At 33.7% G+C, this 18,440-nt stretch carries 15 protein-coding genes; 10 read left to right on the top strand and 5 right to left on the bottom strand.

Going from position 1 to position 18,440, the window contains the following annotated elements; translation table 11 throughout:
- The first annotated feature begins 81 nt into the window (after positions 1-81).
- Positions 82-3,435: a glycosyltransferase family 117 protein gene (locus PBN93_RS09160; RefSeq protein WP_077401774.1), complete on the top strand. Its 3,354-nt coding sequence runs from the start codon at positions 82-84 to the stop codon at positions 3,433-3,435.
- Between the two features lie 53 nt (positions 3,436-3,488).
- Here PBN93_RS09160 and PBN93_RS09155 read toward each other — a convergent pair whose 3' ends face one another.
- From PBN93_RS09155 to PBN93_RS09145, 3 genes are all read right to left on the bottom strand, one after another.
- Positions 3,489-3,785, bottom strand: coding sequence for a thioredoxin family protein (locus PBN93_RS09155; protein ID WP_013621416.1), 297 nt, complete (start codon positions 3,783-3,785; stop codon positions 3,489-3,491).
- A gap of 91 nt (positions 3,786-3,876) precedes the next feature.
- Positions 3,877-5,103: a metallophosphoesterase gene (locus PBN93_RS09150; RefSeq protein WP_077401771.1), complete on the bottom strand. Its 1,227-nt coding sequence runs from the start codon at positions 5,101-5,103 to the stop codon at positions 3,877-3,879.
- A 48-nt stretch (positions 5,104-5,151) separates the two neighbouring features.
- Positions 5,152-5,880, bottom strand: coding sequence for a copper homeostasis protein CutC (locus PBN93_RS09145; protein WP_077401769.1), 729 nt, complete (start codon positions 5,878-5,880; stop codon positions 5,152-5,154).
- 41 nt (positions 5,881-5,921) lie between these two features.
- Between PBN93_RS09145 and PBN93_RS09140 the strand changes: the two genes are divergently transcribed.
- Together PBN93_RS09140 and polA are read left to right on the top strand one after the other, a co-directional pair.
- The gene (locus PBN93_RS09140; protein ID WP_077401766.1) at positions 5,922-6,932 is read left to right on the top strand and encodes an isoaspartyl peptidase/L-asparaginase family protein; all 1,011 of its coding nucleotides are present in this window, start codon (positions 5,922-5,924) and stop codon (positions 6,930-6,932) included.
- Between the two features lie 29 nt (positions 6,933-6,961).
- Positions 6,962-9,802 (top strand): DNA polymerase I, encoded by a 2,841-nt coding sequence (polA, locus tag PBN93_RS09135; protein WP_271080489.1) that lies wholly within the window; start codon positions 6,962-6,964, stop codon positions 9,800-9,802.
- Positions 9,803-9,877: 75 nt separating this feature from the next.
- On the opposite strand, the gene PBN93_RS09130 is transcribed toward polA, so the two are convergent.
- Both PBN93_RS09130 and PBN93_RS09125 read right to left on the bottom strand, forming a co-directional pair.
- Entirely contained in the window at positions 9,878-10,363 is a 486-nt protein-coding gene (locus tag PBN93_RS09130; protein ID WP_271080488.1) for a lipocalin family protein, read from the bottom strand.
- 69 nt (positions 10,364-10,432) lie between these two features.
- The gene (locus tag PBN93_RS09125; RefSeq protein WP_271080487.1) at positions 10,433-13,057 is read right to left on the bottom strand and encodes a DUF5916 domain-containing protein; all 2,625 of its coding nucleotides are present in this window, start codon (positions 13,055-13,057) and stop codon (positions 10,433-10,435) included.
- A 241-nt stretch (positions 13,058-13,298) separates the two neighbouring features.
- On the opposite strand from PBN93_RS09125, the gene rplM reads away from it, so the two are divergent.
- The 7 genes from rplM to PBN93_RS09090 all read left to right on the top strand — a co-directional run bounded on the left by rplM (position 13,299) and on the right by PBN93_RS09090 (position 18,375).
- Complete coding sequence (gene rplM / locus PBN93_RS09120) at positions 13,299-13,751, top strand: 50S ribosomal protein L13 (RefSeq protein WP_013621409.1); 453 nt, start codon at positions 13,299-13,301, stop codon at positions 13,749-13,751.
- Entirely contained in the window at positions 13,751-14,137 is a 387-nt protein-coding gene (gene rpsI / locus PBN93_RS09115; protein WP_077401755.1) for a 30S ribosomal protein S9, read from the top strand. The genes rplM and rpsI overlap by 1 nt, the downstream gene beginning before the upstream one ends.
- Positions 14,138-14,393: 256 nt before the next feature.
- Positions 14,394-15,416 carry a 30S ribosomal protein S2 gene (rpsB, locus tag PBN93_RS09110; RefSeq protein ID WP_077401752.1) on the top strand — a complete coding sequence of 341 codons (1,023 nt, stop codon included), beginning with the start codon at positions 14,394-14,396 and terminating at the stop codon, positions 15,414-15,416.
- Positions 15,417-15,515: 99 nt separating this feature from the next.
- On the top strand, positions 15,516-16,481 hold the full coding sequence (tsf, locus tag PBN93_RS09105; protein ID WP_077401749.1) for a translation elongation factor Ts: 966 nt from the start codon (positions 15,516-15,518) through the stop codon (positions 16,479-16,481).
- A 172-nt stretch (positions 16,482-16,653) separates the two neighbouring features.
- Positions 16,654-17,361 (top strand): UMP kinase, encoded by a 708-nt coding sequence (pyrH, locus tag PBN93_RS09100; RefSeq protein ID WP_271080486.1) that lies wholly within the window; start codon positions 16,654-16,656, stop codon positions 17,359-17,361.
- Between the two features lie 41 nt (positions 17,362-17,402).
- Positions 17,403-17,960 (top strand): ribosome recycling factor, encoded by a 558-nt coding sequence (frr, locus tag PBN93_RS09095; protein ID WP_077401743.1) that lies wholly within the window; start codon positions 17,403-17,405, stop codon positions 17,958-17,960.
- A 16-nt stretch (positions 17,961-17,976) separates the two neighbouring features.
- A complete protein-coding gene (locus PBN93_RS09090; protein WP_077401741.1) occupies positions 17,977-18,375 on the top strand; it encodes a hypothetical protein in 399 nt (132 codons plus the stop codon).
- Positions 18,376-18,440 lie beyond the last annotated feature (65 nt).

Raw genomic sequence — 18,440 nt, 5'->3', positions numbered from 1 at the left:
TTGTTAAACCTTTATAAAATTTTATCTCTCATATCTCAATTTATTACTAAATTCGCCTTAATTCATAAACAAAAAAACTATATGTTCTCTAACAATTTTAAAAAATGGGATACTATCCTTGGCTGGGTTGCTTTTTTAATTGCATTTATTACTTACTTAATAACTGTAGAGCCTACAAGTAGTTTTTGGGATGCTGGTGAATACATAGCCACTTCTGCCAAATTACAAGTTGGCCACCCACCTGGAGCACCATTACTACAAATGATAGGCGCTTTTTTTGCAATGTTTGCCACAGATAAAACACAAATTGCAAGTATGGTAAATTTTGTTTCAGGAGCATCTAGTGCCTTTACAATTTTGTTTATGTTTTGGTCTATTACCAACTTATCCAAAAAACTTATTTTAAAAGAAGCAAACAGTGTTTTAACCAATAGTAAGGCTATAGCTATTTTAGGCAGCGGACTTGTTGGTTCTTTAGCCTTTGCTTTTTCTGACAGTTTTTGGTTTAATGCTGTTGAAACAGAAGTATATGCTATGGCAAGTTTTATTATGGCTTTACTTTTATGGCTTGGATTAAAGTGGGTTGATGAATTAGACCAACCTAGAGGTAACAGATGGATAATTATGATATCCTTTGTTGTAGGACTTACATTTGGTATACAATTTATGGGCTTTTTAGCAATACCTACAGTTGGGCTGTTATTCTACTTTAAAAAATACAAAGAAACAACAGTTAAAAACTTTTTAATTGCAAACGTAGCTGTAATTGCAGTTTTAATGCTAGTATATAAATTTTCATTAACATACGTTTTAAAACTATTTGGATGGAGTGAAGTCTTTTTTATTAATAGCATAGGATTACCTTTTAATTCTGGATCCATAATTATGGGTATACTTTTTATATGCGCTTTTGCTTTTGGATTAAACTACACCAGAAAAAATAATTTTAAAACTGCCAACACAATTGTACTATGTTTAATGTTTCTGTTTTTAGGTTTTTCTACTTGGTTAATGTTACCAATTAGAGCAAACGCTAACGTAGTTATTAATGAAAATGATCCATCTGACGCAAGATCATTACTAGCATACTACAACAGAGAGCAGTACCCTGGTGTAGATAGCCCAATATATGGCGCATATTATTCTGATGCTTTTTCTTCTGGAGGAGAACCTAAAGATGGTAAACCAAAATACGAAAAAGATCTAAAACTAGGAAAGTACATAATTGTAAACAATTATAAAGACGCTGACCAAGGTGCAGACAAAAACCACACAGGTTTTTTACCTAGAATGTGGTCTAGAGAAAATGCAGAAAACTATATGAAGTATTATGGTGCTTTAGATTTTAAAATTAAACCAAAATACTTAAGCAATCAAGATTTAAGAAACATATCTAACCAACTTAAAGAAGGTCATGCCAGAGGTGAAATAGGAACAGAACAGTACATTGGCTTTTTAAGAGAAGCCAACAGTGAAGGCTATATAGATGTTATACCACCAAGCATTTGGGACAACATTAAATATATGATGGATTTTCAGTTTGGCTATATGTATTGGCGCTATTTTATGTGGAATTTTGTAGGTAAACAAGATGATATACAAGGAAGATACAACAACCATGGCAACTGGATTAGCGGAATAAATTTTATAGACAATCAACTGGTTGGAAGCCAAGATAACCTACCAAGTGACGTTGCTAATAACAAAGGAAGAAATGTATATTACTTTTTACCTCTTATACTAGGTATTATAGGTATTCTCTTTCAGATTAAAAAAGACCCTAAACAATTTTGGGCATTATTGGTATTCTTTTTATTTACTGGCTTAGCCATACAGTTTTACACCAATCCAACTATTTTTCAACCAAGAGAAAGAGACTACTCATTAGTAGGTTCTTTTTATGTTTTTGCTCTTTGGATTGGCATAGGAGTTGCTGGTTTGTATGACGAACTAAAAAAAATTACCTCTGCAAAAATTATAGCTCCAGTAATTACTGTTATTTGTCTACTTGCCGTACCTACACTTATGGCTTTTCAAAATTGGGATGACCATGATAGATCTAACAGATTTACCGCTAACAGTACTGCCAGATCTTATTTAGACTCCACACAAGAAGATGCCGGAGCAATTTTATTCACCATTGGAGACAATGATACTTTTCCGCTTTGGTACCTACAAGAAATTGAAGGCTACCGCACAGACGTACGTATTATTAACACTAGTTTATTTGCTACAGATTGGTACATAGACCAAATGAAAAAGAAAGCTTACACAAGCGACCCTATACCATCACAATTGACACATGAAAAGTATAGATTTGGCTCTAGAGATGTTGTATACGGAAACCCTTTAGAACAATTTAAAGACAAAAGGCTAGATATTAAAGATTTCATGAACTGGGTTGCTAGTGACAAACCACAAAACAAACTAAGATACCTTTACCAAAGACAAGGGGCAGACCTTAGTCAATATCCAGATAACATATTAGACCTAATTTACTACCCTACAAACAAAATACGTGTTCCTGTGAACAAGAAAAATGTTTTAGAAAGCGGGTTAGTAAAACCAGAAGACGCAGATTTAATTGTAGATTATATAGATATTGACTTACCAGGATCATTAAGCAAAAATCGTTTGCTAATGCTAGATTTATTAGCTAACAATGACTGGAAGCGACCAATATATTTCTCTGGAGGTAGCTTTGACAGTGGCGAGTATATTTGGATGAAAGAATACTTACAGCTAGATGGCTTAGCATACAAATTAGTACCTATTAAAACTAGAAACGCTAGTCCATACGATATGGGGCGCATAGATAGTGATTTAATGTACAGTATAGTTAAAAAGTGGAAATGGGGCAACTCTGGCAGTTCAGATATTTACCACGACCCGCAAACAAGGTCACAATCTATTAGCTTTAGAGGCAACCTTGCAAGACTTGCAGAACAACTTATAGAAGAAAAGAAAATAGAAAAGGCAAAAGATATTATAGACATTGCTGTTACTAATATGCCTGTAGACTATTTTGGATACTACGCCTTTGTAGAGCCTTTTGTAGACGGTTATTTTAAAGTTGGTGAAACCCAAAAAGCAAAAGATTTGTTTGCTCAACTAAAAACCAAATACCAAGAAAACTTAAGTTATTACAACACACTAGATCTAAGTCAACAATACATTAGAGAAAATGATATATTAGGAGATCTTGAAAGCTATTTTAGACTTGTAGATATACTTAAATCTAATAATGAGACCAAGTTAGCCGAGCAAGAAGAATTAATTGCCACAGAGTTTTTAAATAAATTTTCTCATTTTAACAGATCCAGAAGACTTTTAGAGGATGACACTCCTGAAGAACTACCAATGTCAGATCCTGATTTGCCAGACTCTAGTACAGTAGACACAAGCGCTACTGTACTACAAGATAGCATAAACTAACACAAGAACAACTTGTGTTAGTTTACAGTATAATATAATACTATCACTATTTTTTATAGGTATTCTTTAAGCAATGCAATAAGTGTATTTGCATCTTGCTCTCCGCTTTGGCGCCAAACCATTTCGCCATTTTTGTAGATCATTAATGTAGGCAAGCCTTTTACGCGCAAAGCTTGCGCAAGCTCTTTATTTTTATCTACATCAATTTTAATAATTTTACCTTTATCACCTAAAGCCGCAGCCACATCCCTTAAAACAGGGTGCATTTGTGATGATTGCTCATTCCATTCTGCATAGAAATCTAGCAATACCGGTACTTGTAAATCTATTAGTTCTCCAAATTTAGACATAAATAAATATTTGGGTTGTTAATCAAAAGTAAGAAAAATTGTTAAATTATAAAGTTTAACCGATATTTTTACCACTTTTACAGTTTTAAAACTAAGCCAACTCTTTCTTTTTAAGTGTAATTACCGTAATTTCTGGCCATATACCTACCCTACCAGGATAACCTAAAAAGCCAAAACCACGATTAACATTTATATACTGTCCCATTTCTTTGTAAATACCAGCCCAATAGCGGTACCTCCATTTAATAGGACTCCATTTTATCCATCCTGGAATTTCAATTCCAAATTGCATACCGTGTGTATGTCCACTTAAGGTTAAGTGATAATGGTAATCATCATTAATAACCTCATGCTCCCAATGAGAAGGATCATGACTCATCAATATTTTAAAATCATCCTTACTTACGTTTGCAGTAGCCTTTTTTAAATCTCCCGCTTTTTTAAATCCACCAACACCCCAGTTTTCTACTCCAACTAATGCTATTTTATCACTACCTTTTTGCAGAAATCTGCTATCATTTAAAAGTAAATCAAAGCCAATCTCTTTCTGTATCTCTTTCAACTTATTTAAATTAGCTTCTTTTAGCTCATCAGAATCCCAGCTAACATAATCACCATAATCATGATTACCCAATACAGAATACTTACCATCTTTAGCTGTAAGTTTAGAAAAAATATCTTTCCAAGGCTCCATTTCATCTGCTGTATTATTTACCATATCGCCAGTAAACAACAAAACATCACTTTTTTGCTCATTAATTAAGTTAATAGCATACTTAATTTTTTCTTCATCATCAAAACTACCACTGTGTATATCTGATATTTGAGTAATTTGATACCCGTTAAAAGCATCAGGCAAATCATCAAAAGCTAATTCATATTTTAATACTTTAAAGTTATACTTACCCTTTGCCATACCATAAAGCAAAGCCCCAAATGGTAATGATGCCAAACCTAAACCTATTAAACTCAAAAAACGTCTTCTACTAGGCATTACAAATTCTTTAGAATCACCAAAAAACTTTGTGTAAAGCCCCGCAATAAAACGAATAATATCCTCGGAAAAAAGAAATACAATAAGCACCAAATTAAATGCCATTACACTTAATAAAAAACCAAAAGCATAACTCATAGGCACACTAATTACTCTACCTTCATTACCAATACTAAATTGATAAATAAAATTGACCACAACTAAAACAGTAACAGCTACATACAAATAATGTAACCAATTAATTTTAGTTGCTGTTTTTAGTGCCTGAAAGGCATAAAACCCTAAAACAGAGTAAATAAATGCAAAAATAATCCAACGAAGCATAATTTATTTTTTTGCAAAGGTATTTGTTTGTTAAAGAGAAACACCTTTTTAAGACTTATTTAACAAAGCTACAACCTGCTGTATGGTCTCTACACTAGATACCGCAATTTTATTTTCCTCTAAAAAAGAATTAGAAATCATAGATAAAGGTACATCTGAATTTAAAGTTTTTACCAGAGCTACACCAGACATATGTAATGCTTTAAACCCTTCATTTTTAAAATTCACAACATTATCTACTCTTAAGCCGCCCCCGGGCATTACCACACAACTAGATGCTATTTTATTTAATTTAGAGAGTAATGAAATACCGAATACTGCAGAAGTTTTTTGCCCAGAAGACAACAAATAATTAACTCCAATTTCCTGCAAGTTTAAAAAATCCAACTCAGGATTAACAACCCAATCAAAAGCTCTATGAAAAGTAAATTGCAAATTATTTGACGCATCAATTAACAGTTTTGTTCTCTCTATATCAACTGTAAAATTAGAACACAAAACTCCTGTTACTATACCTGCACAACCAAGTTCTACACACAAAGCAATATCTTGCTTCATAACCTCAAACTCAGATTTAGAATACGTAAAATCCCCACTTCTTGGTCTAATTAGCACATGTACAGGAATATTTACTGCTTTTAACACCTGTTTTAATAAACCATAAGAAGGTGTTACCCCACCAACACCAAGTTCTGCACACAACTCTATTCTTGTAGCACCTGCTTTTTCTGCGTTTATAGCAGATTCCAATGAATTTGCGCACACTTCTAAAATCATATTCATTATATTTAAAGCCTAAAATTAGTTAACCTACTATAATGAAACGAAGAAAGTTTTTAAAAAATTCATCTTTAAGTACAGCTGTTTTTTTATCCGCTCCACTATTTGCATCTGGTGAGAACAAAAAAATAAAAAAGCCAACTAATGAAGATAAAACCATAAAACCTATTGTTATTTGCACATGGAATTTTAAAAACGCAAACAACAAGGCCTGGGAAATACTTTCTAAAGGTGGGAACTCTTTAGATGCTGTAGAACAAGGAGTAATGGTTGAAGAAGCAGACGCAAACAATAATACAGTAGGCTTAGGAGGAAGACCAGACCGTGACGGGAACGTTACATTAGACGCTTGCATTATGGACAAAGATGGCAACTGCGGATCTGTAATTTATTTACAAAACATTGTACACCCAGTATCTGTAGCACGCAAGGTTATGGAAAAAACACCGCACATAGTTTTAGCAGGCAAGGGAGCTGAGCAATTTGCTTACGAACAAGGATTTAAAAAAGAAAACTTACTTACCGAAAAATCCAAACAAGATTGGCTAGAATGGAGAAAAACCTCTAAATACAAAACCATAATTAACATAGAAAACCACGATACTATTGGTATGCTAGCTATGGATAAAAATGGCGACATCTCTGGCGCTTGTACCACTAGCGGTATGGCATACAAAGTTGCTGGACGTGTTGGCGACTCCCCAATAATTGGAGCAGGTTTGTTTGTAGATAATGAAGTTGGTGGAGCAACCGCCACTGGTGTAGGTGAAGAGGTTATAAAAACAGTAGGTAGTTTTTTAATAGTAGAATTAATGCGACAAGGAAAATCACCACAAGAAGCTTGCGAAGAAGGTGTAAAAAGAATAATGGCTAAAAATAAAAACCGTGAAGATTTTCAGATTGGCTTTTTAGCTATGAACAAAAAAGGAGAAACAGGTGGTTACTGTGTACATCCAGGTTTTACATATCGCAAAGCAACAAAAGATAGCAATACTAATGAACAAGTAAATTCTTTTTACAAGAAAGACGAAATACAAAACAACAATTAGTAGTTTTGACACTTAATTAAGATTATAAAATGGCAGATCAAAAAAGACTTTTTTTACTAGATGCATATGCACTTATTTTTAGAGGATATTATGCGTTTATAAAAAACCCAAGAATTAACTCTAAAGGATTAGACACATCAGCAATATTAGGTTTTACCAACTCCTTACTAGATGTTATTAAAAGAGAAAGACCAGACCATTTAGCTGTATGTTTTGACCGCGGGGGCAGTGTAGACCGTGTAGAAATGTTTGAAGCCTACAAAGCCAACCGAGATGCCACACCAGAAGCCATAAAACTTGCCATTCCTTATATAGAAGATATTTTAAAAGCAATGCACATACCTGTTGTTGTAAAAGAAGGGTATGAAGCAGATGATATTATTGGAACACTTGCCAAAAAAGCAGAGAAAGAAAACTACAAAGTTTTTATGGTTACGCCAGACAAAGACTTTGCACAGCTAGTCTCGGAAAACATTTTTATGTATAGACCAATGTTTGGTGGCGGATATGAAACTTGGGGAATACCCGAAGTACTAAAAAAGTTTGAAATTGAAAGACCTGAACAAGTTATAGACTACTTGGGGATGATGGGAGACTCTGTAGACAACATACCAGGATTACCGGGTGTTGGTGAAAAAACAGCCAAAAAGTTTTTAGCAGCCTATGGCAGTATGGAAAACTTACTAGACAATACCCATGAGCTAAAAGGAAAAATGAAAGAAAAGATAGAAGCAAATAAGGAACTTGGCTTACTATCTAAAAAATTAGCTCGTATAATGTTAGATGTCCCTGTAGATTTTAACGAGAAAGAATATGAACTAGACCAACCAGATTTACCAAAAGTTACTGAAATTTTTGAAGAACTAGAATTTAGAAGACTAGCAGACAATCTTATAAAAACTTTTGCTACAGAAACAACAACCAAATCTGAAGACAACACCGACAAACCTTCTAAGAAAAACACAAAAACAAGTACCGCAGGAGCAGGCCAATTTTCTTTATTTGGAGGTGGGAACAGCGCATCTGCAACACAAGTACAACAAGAGTTGTCCAGCAGAAAAACAAGTAAAGACATTCCGCACATATACCAAAGTGTTGCTCCAGGAATGGCTATGAAATTGTTTTTACAAGGTTTAATGAAACAAACATCTGTTTGTTTTGACACAGAAACAACAGGATTAAATCCGCTAACAGCAGAATTAGTAGGAATTGCTTTTTCATGGGAAGCAAGTAAAGGTTTTTACATCCCTTTCCCAGAAGACCAAGCCCAAGCCCAAGAATTAATAGAGCAATTACGTCCGTTTTTTGAAGATGAGAACATTGAAAAAATAGGTCAGAATTTAAAATACGATATAAAAGTATTACGCAAATACAACCTTATTATTAAAGGAGCATATTTTGACACTATGCTGGCTCATTACCTAATAAATCCTGATATGAGACATAATATGGATGTATTAGCTGAAACATACTTAAACTACACACCTATTTCTATTACAGAATTAATTGGCAAAAAAGGTAAAAACCAATTATCTATGCGACAGGTACCTGTAGAAAAACAGACAGAATACGCAGTAGAAGATGCAGATATTACTTACCAATTAGCAAGTCACTTTAGACCAGAACTTAAAGACGCTAAAACGGAAGACTTATTTAACAACATAGAAATTCCGCTACTAAGCGTTTTAGCCGATATGGAGCTAGAAGGAATAAACCTAGATGTTAATTTTTTAAACTCATTATCCGAGGAACTAAATACAGATATTAAAAATCTAGAAACTAGTATTTATGAAGCCGCTGGGGAAGAGTTCAACATTGCATCACCAAAACAATTAGGAGAAATACTTTTTGGGAAACTAAAACTTGTAGACAAACCTAAAAAAACAAAAACAGGTCAGTATTCCACCGCAGAAGATGTACTATCATACCTTGCACAAGACCACGAGGTAATTAAAAACATTTTAGAATACAGAGGACTTGCTAAGCTTAAAAGCACATACATTGACGCATTACCAGACCAAGTAGAAGAAAGTACTGGGCGTGTACATACAGACTATATGCAAACAGTTGCAGCAACAGGAAGACTAAGCAGCAACAACCCCAACTTACAAAATATACCTATACGTACAGAACGCGGGAGGCAAGTACGTAAAGCGTTTGTTCCTAGAGATGAAAACTACACACTACTTGCTGCAGATTACTCACAAATAGAACTGCGTATTATTGCAGCTTTAAGTGAAGAAACAACAATGATAGAAGCTTTTAAAAACGGAGAAGACATTCATGCTTCTACAGCTTCAAAAGTATTTAACGTTCCTTTAGACCAAGTTACAAGAGAGCAACGTAGCAACGCAAAGACAGTAAACTTTGGAATTATTTACGGTGTTTCTGCTTTTGGACTAAGCAACCAAACAGATTTAAGCAGAGGAGAATCTAAAGAGCTTATAGATGCTTATTATGAAACCTACCCTAAACTTAAAAAATATATGGGTGAGTTGGTAGATTTTGCAAGAGACAACGGTTACGTGCAAACAGTTTTAGGAAGACGTAGGTATTTAAAAGATATTAATTCTAGAAATGCCGTAGTACGTAGCGCAGCAGAACGTAATGCCGTTAACGCTCCAATACAAGGTAGCGCTGCAGATATTATAAAAATTGCAATGATAAACATTCACAAAAAACTTACTGAAGGCAATTTTAAAACAAAAATGCTTTTACAAGTACATGATGAACTTGTTTTTGACGCACATAAAACAGAACTAGAAGAAGTAAGAGCACTTATTAAAACAGAAATGGAAAATGCTTATTCACTTGCAGTTCCTTTAGACGTAGAGATAGGAACAGGAGATAATTGGCTAGAGGCACATTAAAAAATAATAAGATTAAAAAAAGGGACACTAGATTTTTCTAATGTCCCTTTTTTAATGTTTTCACTTCTAAAGATTTTAATTTTTTGTAAAAACAACATCTAAATCTTCATAATTATCAGCATCTATATCTTCACCTGCAATAATTAATGTATTACCGTTTAAGTCAACCTTAATAACAGTCTCCCCTCCTGTAGGGTCTGTAATAGTTAACTGGTTTCCATTTAAATCCCAAGTACCAACTAAAGTATCCGTTTCATCCGGACAATCTACTTCTATACCAGATCCATTAGATTCAACTTCAAAATAATTTAACTTATCCTTACCCACAAACGTATCGTCTGCATTAAAAGTATATGTAATTATTTTACATCCTTTATCTATCAGGTTTTTTGCAATCTCTTGAGGAAAGCTCACATTTGAAGACTCTTCCCTAGTGACATCAGAAATTACCCAAGTACCCACTAAGCTATTTTCAGAAAATAGTTCTTTTTCACTATCGGTAGAACAAGAAAAATTAAAAAAACAAATAGATGCTATTAGTAATATGCTTTTTTTCATCATTTTTTAGTTGATTTTTTTATTTAAAAAACGCAAAATACTTTAATATAGTATAATAACACTAATTTTACCTTATAATATAAACCTATAAGTAGCCTTAAGCAAAATAGTATTATCTTTCTTACGATCTAAAATTTGCCTATTTAAACTTCTACCAAGAGAATCATCTGGGCTTGCATTACCCGTTAAACCTTGAGACCATACAAGAAAAATTTCTGAACCAGGAATGTATTCCCAACGCAATACTAAATTAGATCTAAACTGCACAAATGAAAAATCTGGATCTCTAAACTCATAATCTGTAGTAGCATCTAAATCTTCATCAATAATATATGCACCATTTTCTAGTGTTATTTGGTCAGGATTATATAGCGTAATCCTATCATCAATTGTACTAGCAATAGGATTATCTACATAGTTAAAATTGGAATAAGTCCCTCTAGAAATAAAAGGCTGGCCATAATATTGAAGACTTAAGTTAGGGTTTAAATTATAATTTAAACGTATAGAACTACTAAATGTATTCTGATCTATTTCACCTAAAATATACCTTGTCACAGTGTTAGTTGAACGTTGTGTAACGTACTGTGTTTTAGTTTTTTCTGTAGAAAACTCGTTATCCATTGACAAACTAAAAGCATCTATAGGCTGATACGTAAACCTAAATACATATCTATTATAGGCAAATGTATTTTCTGCCCCTCTATTTCCCACAAAACCCAAAGTAGCATAAAACTTTTTTCTATTATCTGATCCTGCAAATAATGCCAAACCACCTTCTTTTGCATAGCGCCAACGTGGTCCGCTACGCAAATGAGCATTACTATAAAAAACAGGGTTATATGTTGCCTCTACCTCTGTCCACCAATTATTTTTATAACTTATATTACCATTAAACTGGTATGACATTATATTATAGTTTCCATCAAAATCAAAAGTAGAATATTGCCCTAACTGCAAACGTATATTTCGGTAAAAATCTGTAGGCTTTAAAAATAAACGTTGCACCTCTGCAAACTGAGTAATTTTATCTGCCTGACGTAAAAAACCAATATCATTTAATTCCAATTCTGGGGAATACCAAAGTACACCACCCTCATAACGCCAATTACCACCACCAGCTTTACCAAATTCTAACTTACCACCGGTACCAGACAAAGATGTTCTAGACGTATCTAACCCAACATGATTAGCATCTACCCTATTAAACAAATGCGTAATAGATTTTTGAGTATTAGTAATAGCCTCTTTAGAACCACGAACAGAACTTGCAACAAAGTTACCCTCTACATAATATTCTCTATTTTTCCAATTGTGCTTAAAATCTACACCAGCAGAAACAGCAGATTTACGTAAAAAGTCTAAATTATCTTCTAATCTTCTATTTGTTGATGTAAAAATTGCACCAACATAAGAATTCCTATTATTAAAATCTTTTTGAGCTCTAGCAACCAAATAATTAGTAAGCGGCTCTACAAGTTCATCTCTTTTTTCTCCGTTAGCATCTATTTCTGCAAACATCTTACCCGTAACACTCTCTAAAAGTCCTAAAGACCAACCACTTTTAGTTTTACCAGAGAATTTAGCTGCCCCAAGAATTGTTGTATTTTTAGGCACATCTGCATACTCACCATCTCCCAAGGAAGGTCTTCCGTGAGGGTTTCGCCCAATACGTCTGCTGTAAAATAAATTATCTTGACCACTACCAAATTCATAATCAAAAATGTTTTTATTTTCTATAAAAAATGGACGTTGTTCCCTAAAAAATATCTGAAAACCATCTAAAGCTATAGCGCCAGGATCAGCTTCAACCTGACCAAAATCTGGATTAACAGTTAAGTCCAAGGTCAAATCGTTTGTAATCCCAATTTTAGCATCTAACCCTCCATTAAGCTTATAATCAGATCCATCCCTATAAGGATTGCCCACTTCTTTTGGATAACTATCATATTGATTAACTACAAAAGGTTGAATTTCTAATTGTTTTTGAGGCTTAATATCAAACAAACCGCGTAACACACCAAATTCACTTACATAACCAGATGACTCTAAAGGAATACGCTGCCAAATAGATCTTTCCTCGGCTCTAAAAATTCTACGTTTAACTTGTAAACCCCAAATCTGCTCTTTAGCATCACCAAATTTGAGTTGACTAAACGGTATTTTCAGTTCTGCTGTCCAACCTTCATCATCTAACTTAGAGCTACCATACCAAATAGGATTCCAGCTACTATCCCAGCTACTACCATTTTCAGATATAAATTCATCTCCCTTTACACCTGCAACAGTAAAAGTAAAAGAAAAAGCTGTTCTTTTATCGTTATAACTATCAATATTAATTTCTACCCAATCTCCTTGAAAACCATCTCTTCTAGACAAACGCTTTTCAATTTTATCTAAATCAGCATCATAACATTTAAAAGCAACATAAAGAAACTTATCATCATATACTATTTTAAATTTGGTAGGCTGGGTAGGAGATGTATTTTCATCCGGTCTCCACTCCACAAAGTCTCCTTGCCACTCAACATTATCCCATGCACTATCTGTTAAATAACCATCAATAATGGGAGATTTTTTATTTTCTACACTATTTGTAGTGTACACCCTCTTAGGAACTTGTATATTTGCACTTTCTTGAGAAAAAAGAGCTGTAGTTAAAAATACTAAAGCACTTGTTAGACTAAACTTTAACATTGGTTATAATGGTTATTTTTTAAAACAAGGTGTAAAAATAGCACTCCTATTATATATTTAGAGGTAAAAAAGGCTAAATTTTGTTAAAATCGAAAAAATAAAACCTTTAAAAATCAAGAAAACAATAGCATTTTAAAAAAACAATAAAAATAAACGGAAATAAGCATTTGTATTTCAAGTAAATAATTGTACATTTGCACCCCGTTTATCGGGATTAAGTAAATAATAAAAATATATTAGTGTGGATACATTAAGCTACAAGACAATTTCAGCCAATAAAGCAACCGTTTCTAAGGAGTGGTTATTGGTTGATGCTGAAGGAGAAACGTTGGGTCGTCTTGCTTCTAAGGTTGCAAAAATCTTAAGAGGAAAGAACAAACCTAATTTTACACCACATGTGGACTGTGGGGATAACGTAATTGTTATCAATGCAGAGAAAGTTACTCTTAGCGGTAACAAATGGCAAACTAAGACTTATATAAGACACACAGGTTACCCTGGTGGACAAAGGTCTCAGACAGCTATTGAAATGTTGGAGAAAAACCCAGCACGTGTAGTGGAAAAATCAATAAAAGGTATGTTGCCTAAAAACAGATTAGGAGCAGAACTTTTTCGTAATTTAAAAGTTTACGTAGGTCCTGAGCACAACCAAGAGGCACAAAAACCAAAAGCAATAAACTTAAAGGATTTATAATGGAGGTAATTCATAAAATAGGCAGACGTAAAACTGCTGTTGCACGTGTATATGTTTCTGAAGGAAAAGGTAACATTACAATCAACAAAAAAGATTTAAATGAATATTTCCCTACTGCTACTTTACAGTACAAAGTAAAACAACCATTTGCTTTAACTAGCAATGAAGAAAACTTTGACGTAAAAGTAAATGTTTACGGAGGAGGTATTACTGGACAGGCAGAAGCTATTAGACTAGCTCTTTCTAGAGCAATGTGCGAAGTAGATGCAGAAAACAGATTGATATTAAAGCCAGAAGGTCTTTTAACTAGAGATCCAAGAATGGTAGAGCGTAAGAAATTCGGTCAGAAGAAAGCCCGTAAGAAATTTCAATTCTCTAAGCGTTAAGAATATATTCCGGAACATTGTTCCGGTTTTTTTACATCAGAATTTTTCTGATTTTTATACCCGTTGGTTCTGCCAACAAAAAACAAGTTCATTGAGAAGTCTTTAGAAAAAAATTCTAAAGCATAAATTAAAACAAGTTGTCGTTGTTTTCTGCTACCATACAGAAAACACTAGTTTAGCATCTAAATGTTAAAGACTGCATACGCACTACTTTAGCATTGCTAAGTAAAACGGAACGTAAACTATTACAAAAAAAATGGCAAACAAAATTGAAGTAAAAGACTTATTAGAAGCAGGTGTACACTTTGGTCACCTTACAAGAAAGTGGAACCCGAATATGGCACCATACATTTATATGGAGCGTAACGGAATACACGTTATTAACTTATACAAAACAGCTGCAAAAATTGAAGAAGCTAACGAAGCTTTAAAAAAGATAGCAGCATCTGGTAGAAAAATACTTTTTGTAGCTACCAAAAAACAAGCAAAAGACATTGTTGCAGACAAAGCAGGAAAAGCAAATATGCCTTACATCACAGAAAGATGGCCAGGTGGTATGTTAACTAACTTTGTTACTATTCGTAAAGCTGTTAAAAAAATGGCTTCTATTGATAGAATGAAAAAAGATGGTACGTTTTTAACCTTATCTAAAAAAGAACGTTTACAGGTAGATCGTTTAAGAGCTAAATTAGAGAAAAACTTAGGTTCTATCTCTGATATGACTCGTTTACCAGGAGCTTTGTTTATTGTAGATACAATGAGAGAGCACATTGCAGTTAAGGAAGCTTTAAAATTAAATATTCCAATCTTTGCAATGGTAGATACAAACTCTGATCCTAGACCAATAGACTACATTATACCATCTAACGATGATGCTTCTAAATCTATTGAAGCCGTACTATCTCACGTTTCTGAGGCTATTATTGAAGGTTTAGCAGACCGTAAGTCTGATAAACAAGCAGAAAAAGAAGGAAAAGATTCTACTCCTAAAGCAAAAGCAGCTCCTAAAGCAGAAGCTAAAACTGCTGCTGATGATTTAACAAAAGTTGAAGGAATTGGACCTAAAATTGCTGAGATTTTCCAAAACGAAGGCATTAAAACTTACGCAGACTTAGCTGCTAAATCTGTTGAAGATTTAAGCGCTATATTAACTGCTGCTGGTTCTAGTTTTGCATCTAAAAACCCTGGTTCTTGGCCAAAACAAGCTAAAATGGCTGCTGATGGCAAATGGGATGAGTTAAAAGTTTGGCAAGACAACACTAAAGGTGGTATAGAATAATCTAAACACAACCTTTTATATAAATAAAACAAAATATTAATTTAACATCGTTCTAAAAAAATAATATTTATTTAGAGCAATATTAAAACTTAAAATAAGATGGCAAAAATTACAGCTGCAGAAGTAAATAAACTAAGAAAAGCTACTGGCGCAGGAATGATGGACTGCAAAAAAGCTCTAGTTGAAGCTGAAGGTGATTTTGACAAAGCAATTGACGTATTACGTAAAAAAGGTCAGAAAGTAGCAGAAAAAAGAGCTGATCGTGACTCTAGCGAAGGTGCTGCTGTTGCTAAAGTAAACGCAGATGCTAACAAAGGTGTTGCAATTGTATTAGGTTGTGAAACTGATTTTGTTGGTAAAAACGAAAACTTTTTAGCACTTGCTAACCAATTAGGAGAATTAGCACTTAACTACAACTCTAAAGATGAGTTTTTAGCAGCTGATTTTGGCGGAATGACAGTTGCAGAGAAATTAGTTGAGCAAACTGGTGTAATTGGAGAGAAATTAGAAATAAACGCTTTTGAGACCGTAGAGGCTCCTTACGTTGGATCTTACGTTCACATTAATAAAATTGCTGCTGTTGTTGGTTTTACTGCCAAAGTAGACAATGTAGAAACTTTAGCTAAAGACGTTGCAATGCAAATTGCATCTATGGGAGCTACTACATTATCTTACAAAGATTTTGACCCAGCTTACATAGCCTCTGAAACTGAAGCTAGAATTGCTGTTATAGAAAAAGATAATATTGAGTTAGAGCGTTTAGGAAAAACTCTTAAAAACGTACCTCAATACATTTCTATGGCTCAATTAACTCCAGAAGTTATGGCCGCTGCTGAAGAAAGTGCAAAAGAACAATTAAAAGCAGAAGGTAAACCAGAGCAAATTTGGGATAAAATTTTACCAGGTAAAATGGAAAGATTTGTATCTGATAACACTACTCTAGACCAAGAGCAATGTTTATTAGACCAAAACTTTATTAAAGATGAAAAAATAAACGTAGCATCTTACGTTTCTTCTTATGGCGATGTTGCTGTATCATCTTTTAAAAGAGTTGCTCTTGGATAATAAGACACAAAACTTTTAAAGTCATAATTTAAGCCGTTTTCTATTTTTAGAAAACGGCTTTTTTTTATCATTAATCAATAACAAATTCAAAACAAAATAATAGAATTAAATATAACACATTCTTAACCGTTCGTTTTTTTCATTATTTTTGCTAACCATAAACAACACCAAAATGCAATACAAAAGAATACTTTTAAAATTAAGCGGAGAAGCCTTAATGGGCTCTAGACTATACGGCATAGACCCTGTAAGACTTGCAGAATATGCAACAGAAATAAAACAAGTAACAGACAAAGGTATTCAAGTAGCAATAGTAATTGGTGGAGGTAATATCTTTAGAGGTGTTGCCGGTGCAAGCAATGGTATGGACCGCGTACAAGGAGACCATATGGGAATGCTAGCTACCGTAATAAACGGCTTAGCATTGCAAAGCGCATTAGAGGATGCAGGAGTACAAACAAGATTACAAACAGCCATAAAAATTAACGAAGTAGCAGAACCTTTTATTAGAAGAAAAGCTATGAGACACCTTGAAAAAGGGCGTGTTGTAATTTTTGGAGGTGGTACTGGAAACCCGTATTTTACCACAGATTCTGCAGCGGTATTGCGCGCTATAGAAATAGAAGCTGATGTAATCTTAAAAGGAACAAGAGTTGACGGTATTTACACATCTGACCCAGAAAAGGATGCCAACGCAACTAAATTTGATAAAATATCTTTTCAGGATGTACTAAATAAAGGACTAAAAGTAATGGACACTACCGCTTTTACTTTAAGTCAAGAAAATGAATTACCTATTGTTGTATTTGATATGAATACTAAAGGAAATTTATTAAAATTACTATCAGGAGAAAATATAGGAACAGAAGTAAATTTATAAGTGGCACAGTATATGTTGAGCCAAGATTAAATAGTAAAACAATGAACGAAGAAATTAATTTTATATTAGACAGCACTAAAGAGAGTATGAATGGCACAATAGACCATTTAGAAAAAGCATTTATTAAAATTAGAGCAGGTAAAGCAAGCCCAGTTATGCTATCTAGCGTTATGGTAGACTACTACGGATCTGCGACACCGCTTTCTCAAGTAGCTAATGTAAACACTCCTGACGCCAGAACTATTTCTGTACAGCCTTGGGAAAAAAATATGCTTCAAGAAATAGAAAAAGCCATAATGAATTCTAACCTTGGCTTTAACCCAATGAACAATGGTGATTTTGTTATCATAAACGTTCCGCCATTAACAGAAGAAAGAAGAAAGGATTTAGCAAAGCAAGCTAAAGGTGAGGCTGACGATGCCAAAATTGGAATTAGAAACGCCAGACAAGAAGCAAACAAAGAAATTAGAGCTTTAGATGATGCGTCTGAAGATTTAAAAAAGAATGCAGAAGCAGACGTACAAGACCTAACCAATTTATACACAAAAAAAATTGACGCACTACTCGTTACAAAAGAGGCAGAAATTATGAAAGTATAACTCTACTAAAATTGATATGACATTAAATTACAGAGAAGATTTAAACGAAGTGACAATTACAGATAGTATTAGCACACAAAAAACAAACGCAATAATCTTCTCTGTACTTACTATTACAAGCTCCACCCTAAACATCATAAACAACAGAAGCAACCTCCTTTTTTACGCATCTGTCATTTTAGCTATTGCTTCCATCGGCTACGCTATATATTTAATTAGCAAAAAATCATATAAAAAAAGTTACAAACTAGCTCATATCACTCAACTTAAAACTATTACAATACTAGGCCAACAATATTATAGGTTTCAACTAATCACTAAAAAACATAGAGACTTAGAAGTTTCTAAGCAAGGCACATCACTAGCAGATCTCATAGAATTTTGCAAACAATATAAAATACCAATAAAAGATTAAGTTTTATTTAGGTTTAGCACGTATTTAAACCGCATTTTTTGGGAACACTAACAATCATTCTTTAC

The organism is Cellulophaga omnivescoria (genome assembly GCF_027915275.1).
GTDB lineage: Bacteria > Bacteroidota > Bacteroidia > Flavobacteriales > Flavobacteriaceae > Cellulophaga > Cellulophaga omnivescoria.
The sequence above is the reverse complement of the archived record's forward strand: the minus strand, read 5'-3'. Positions and strand labels throughout refer to the sequence as shown.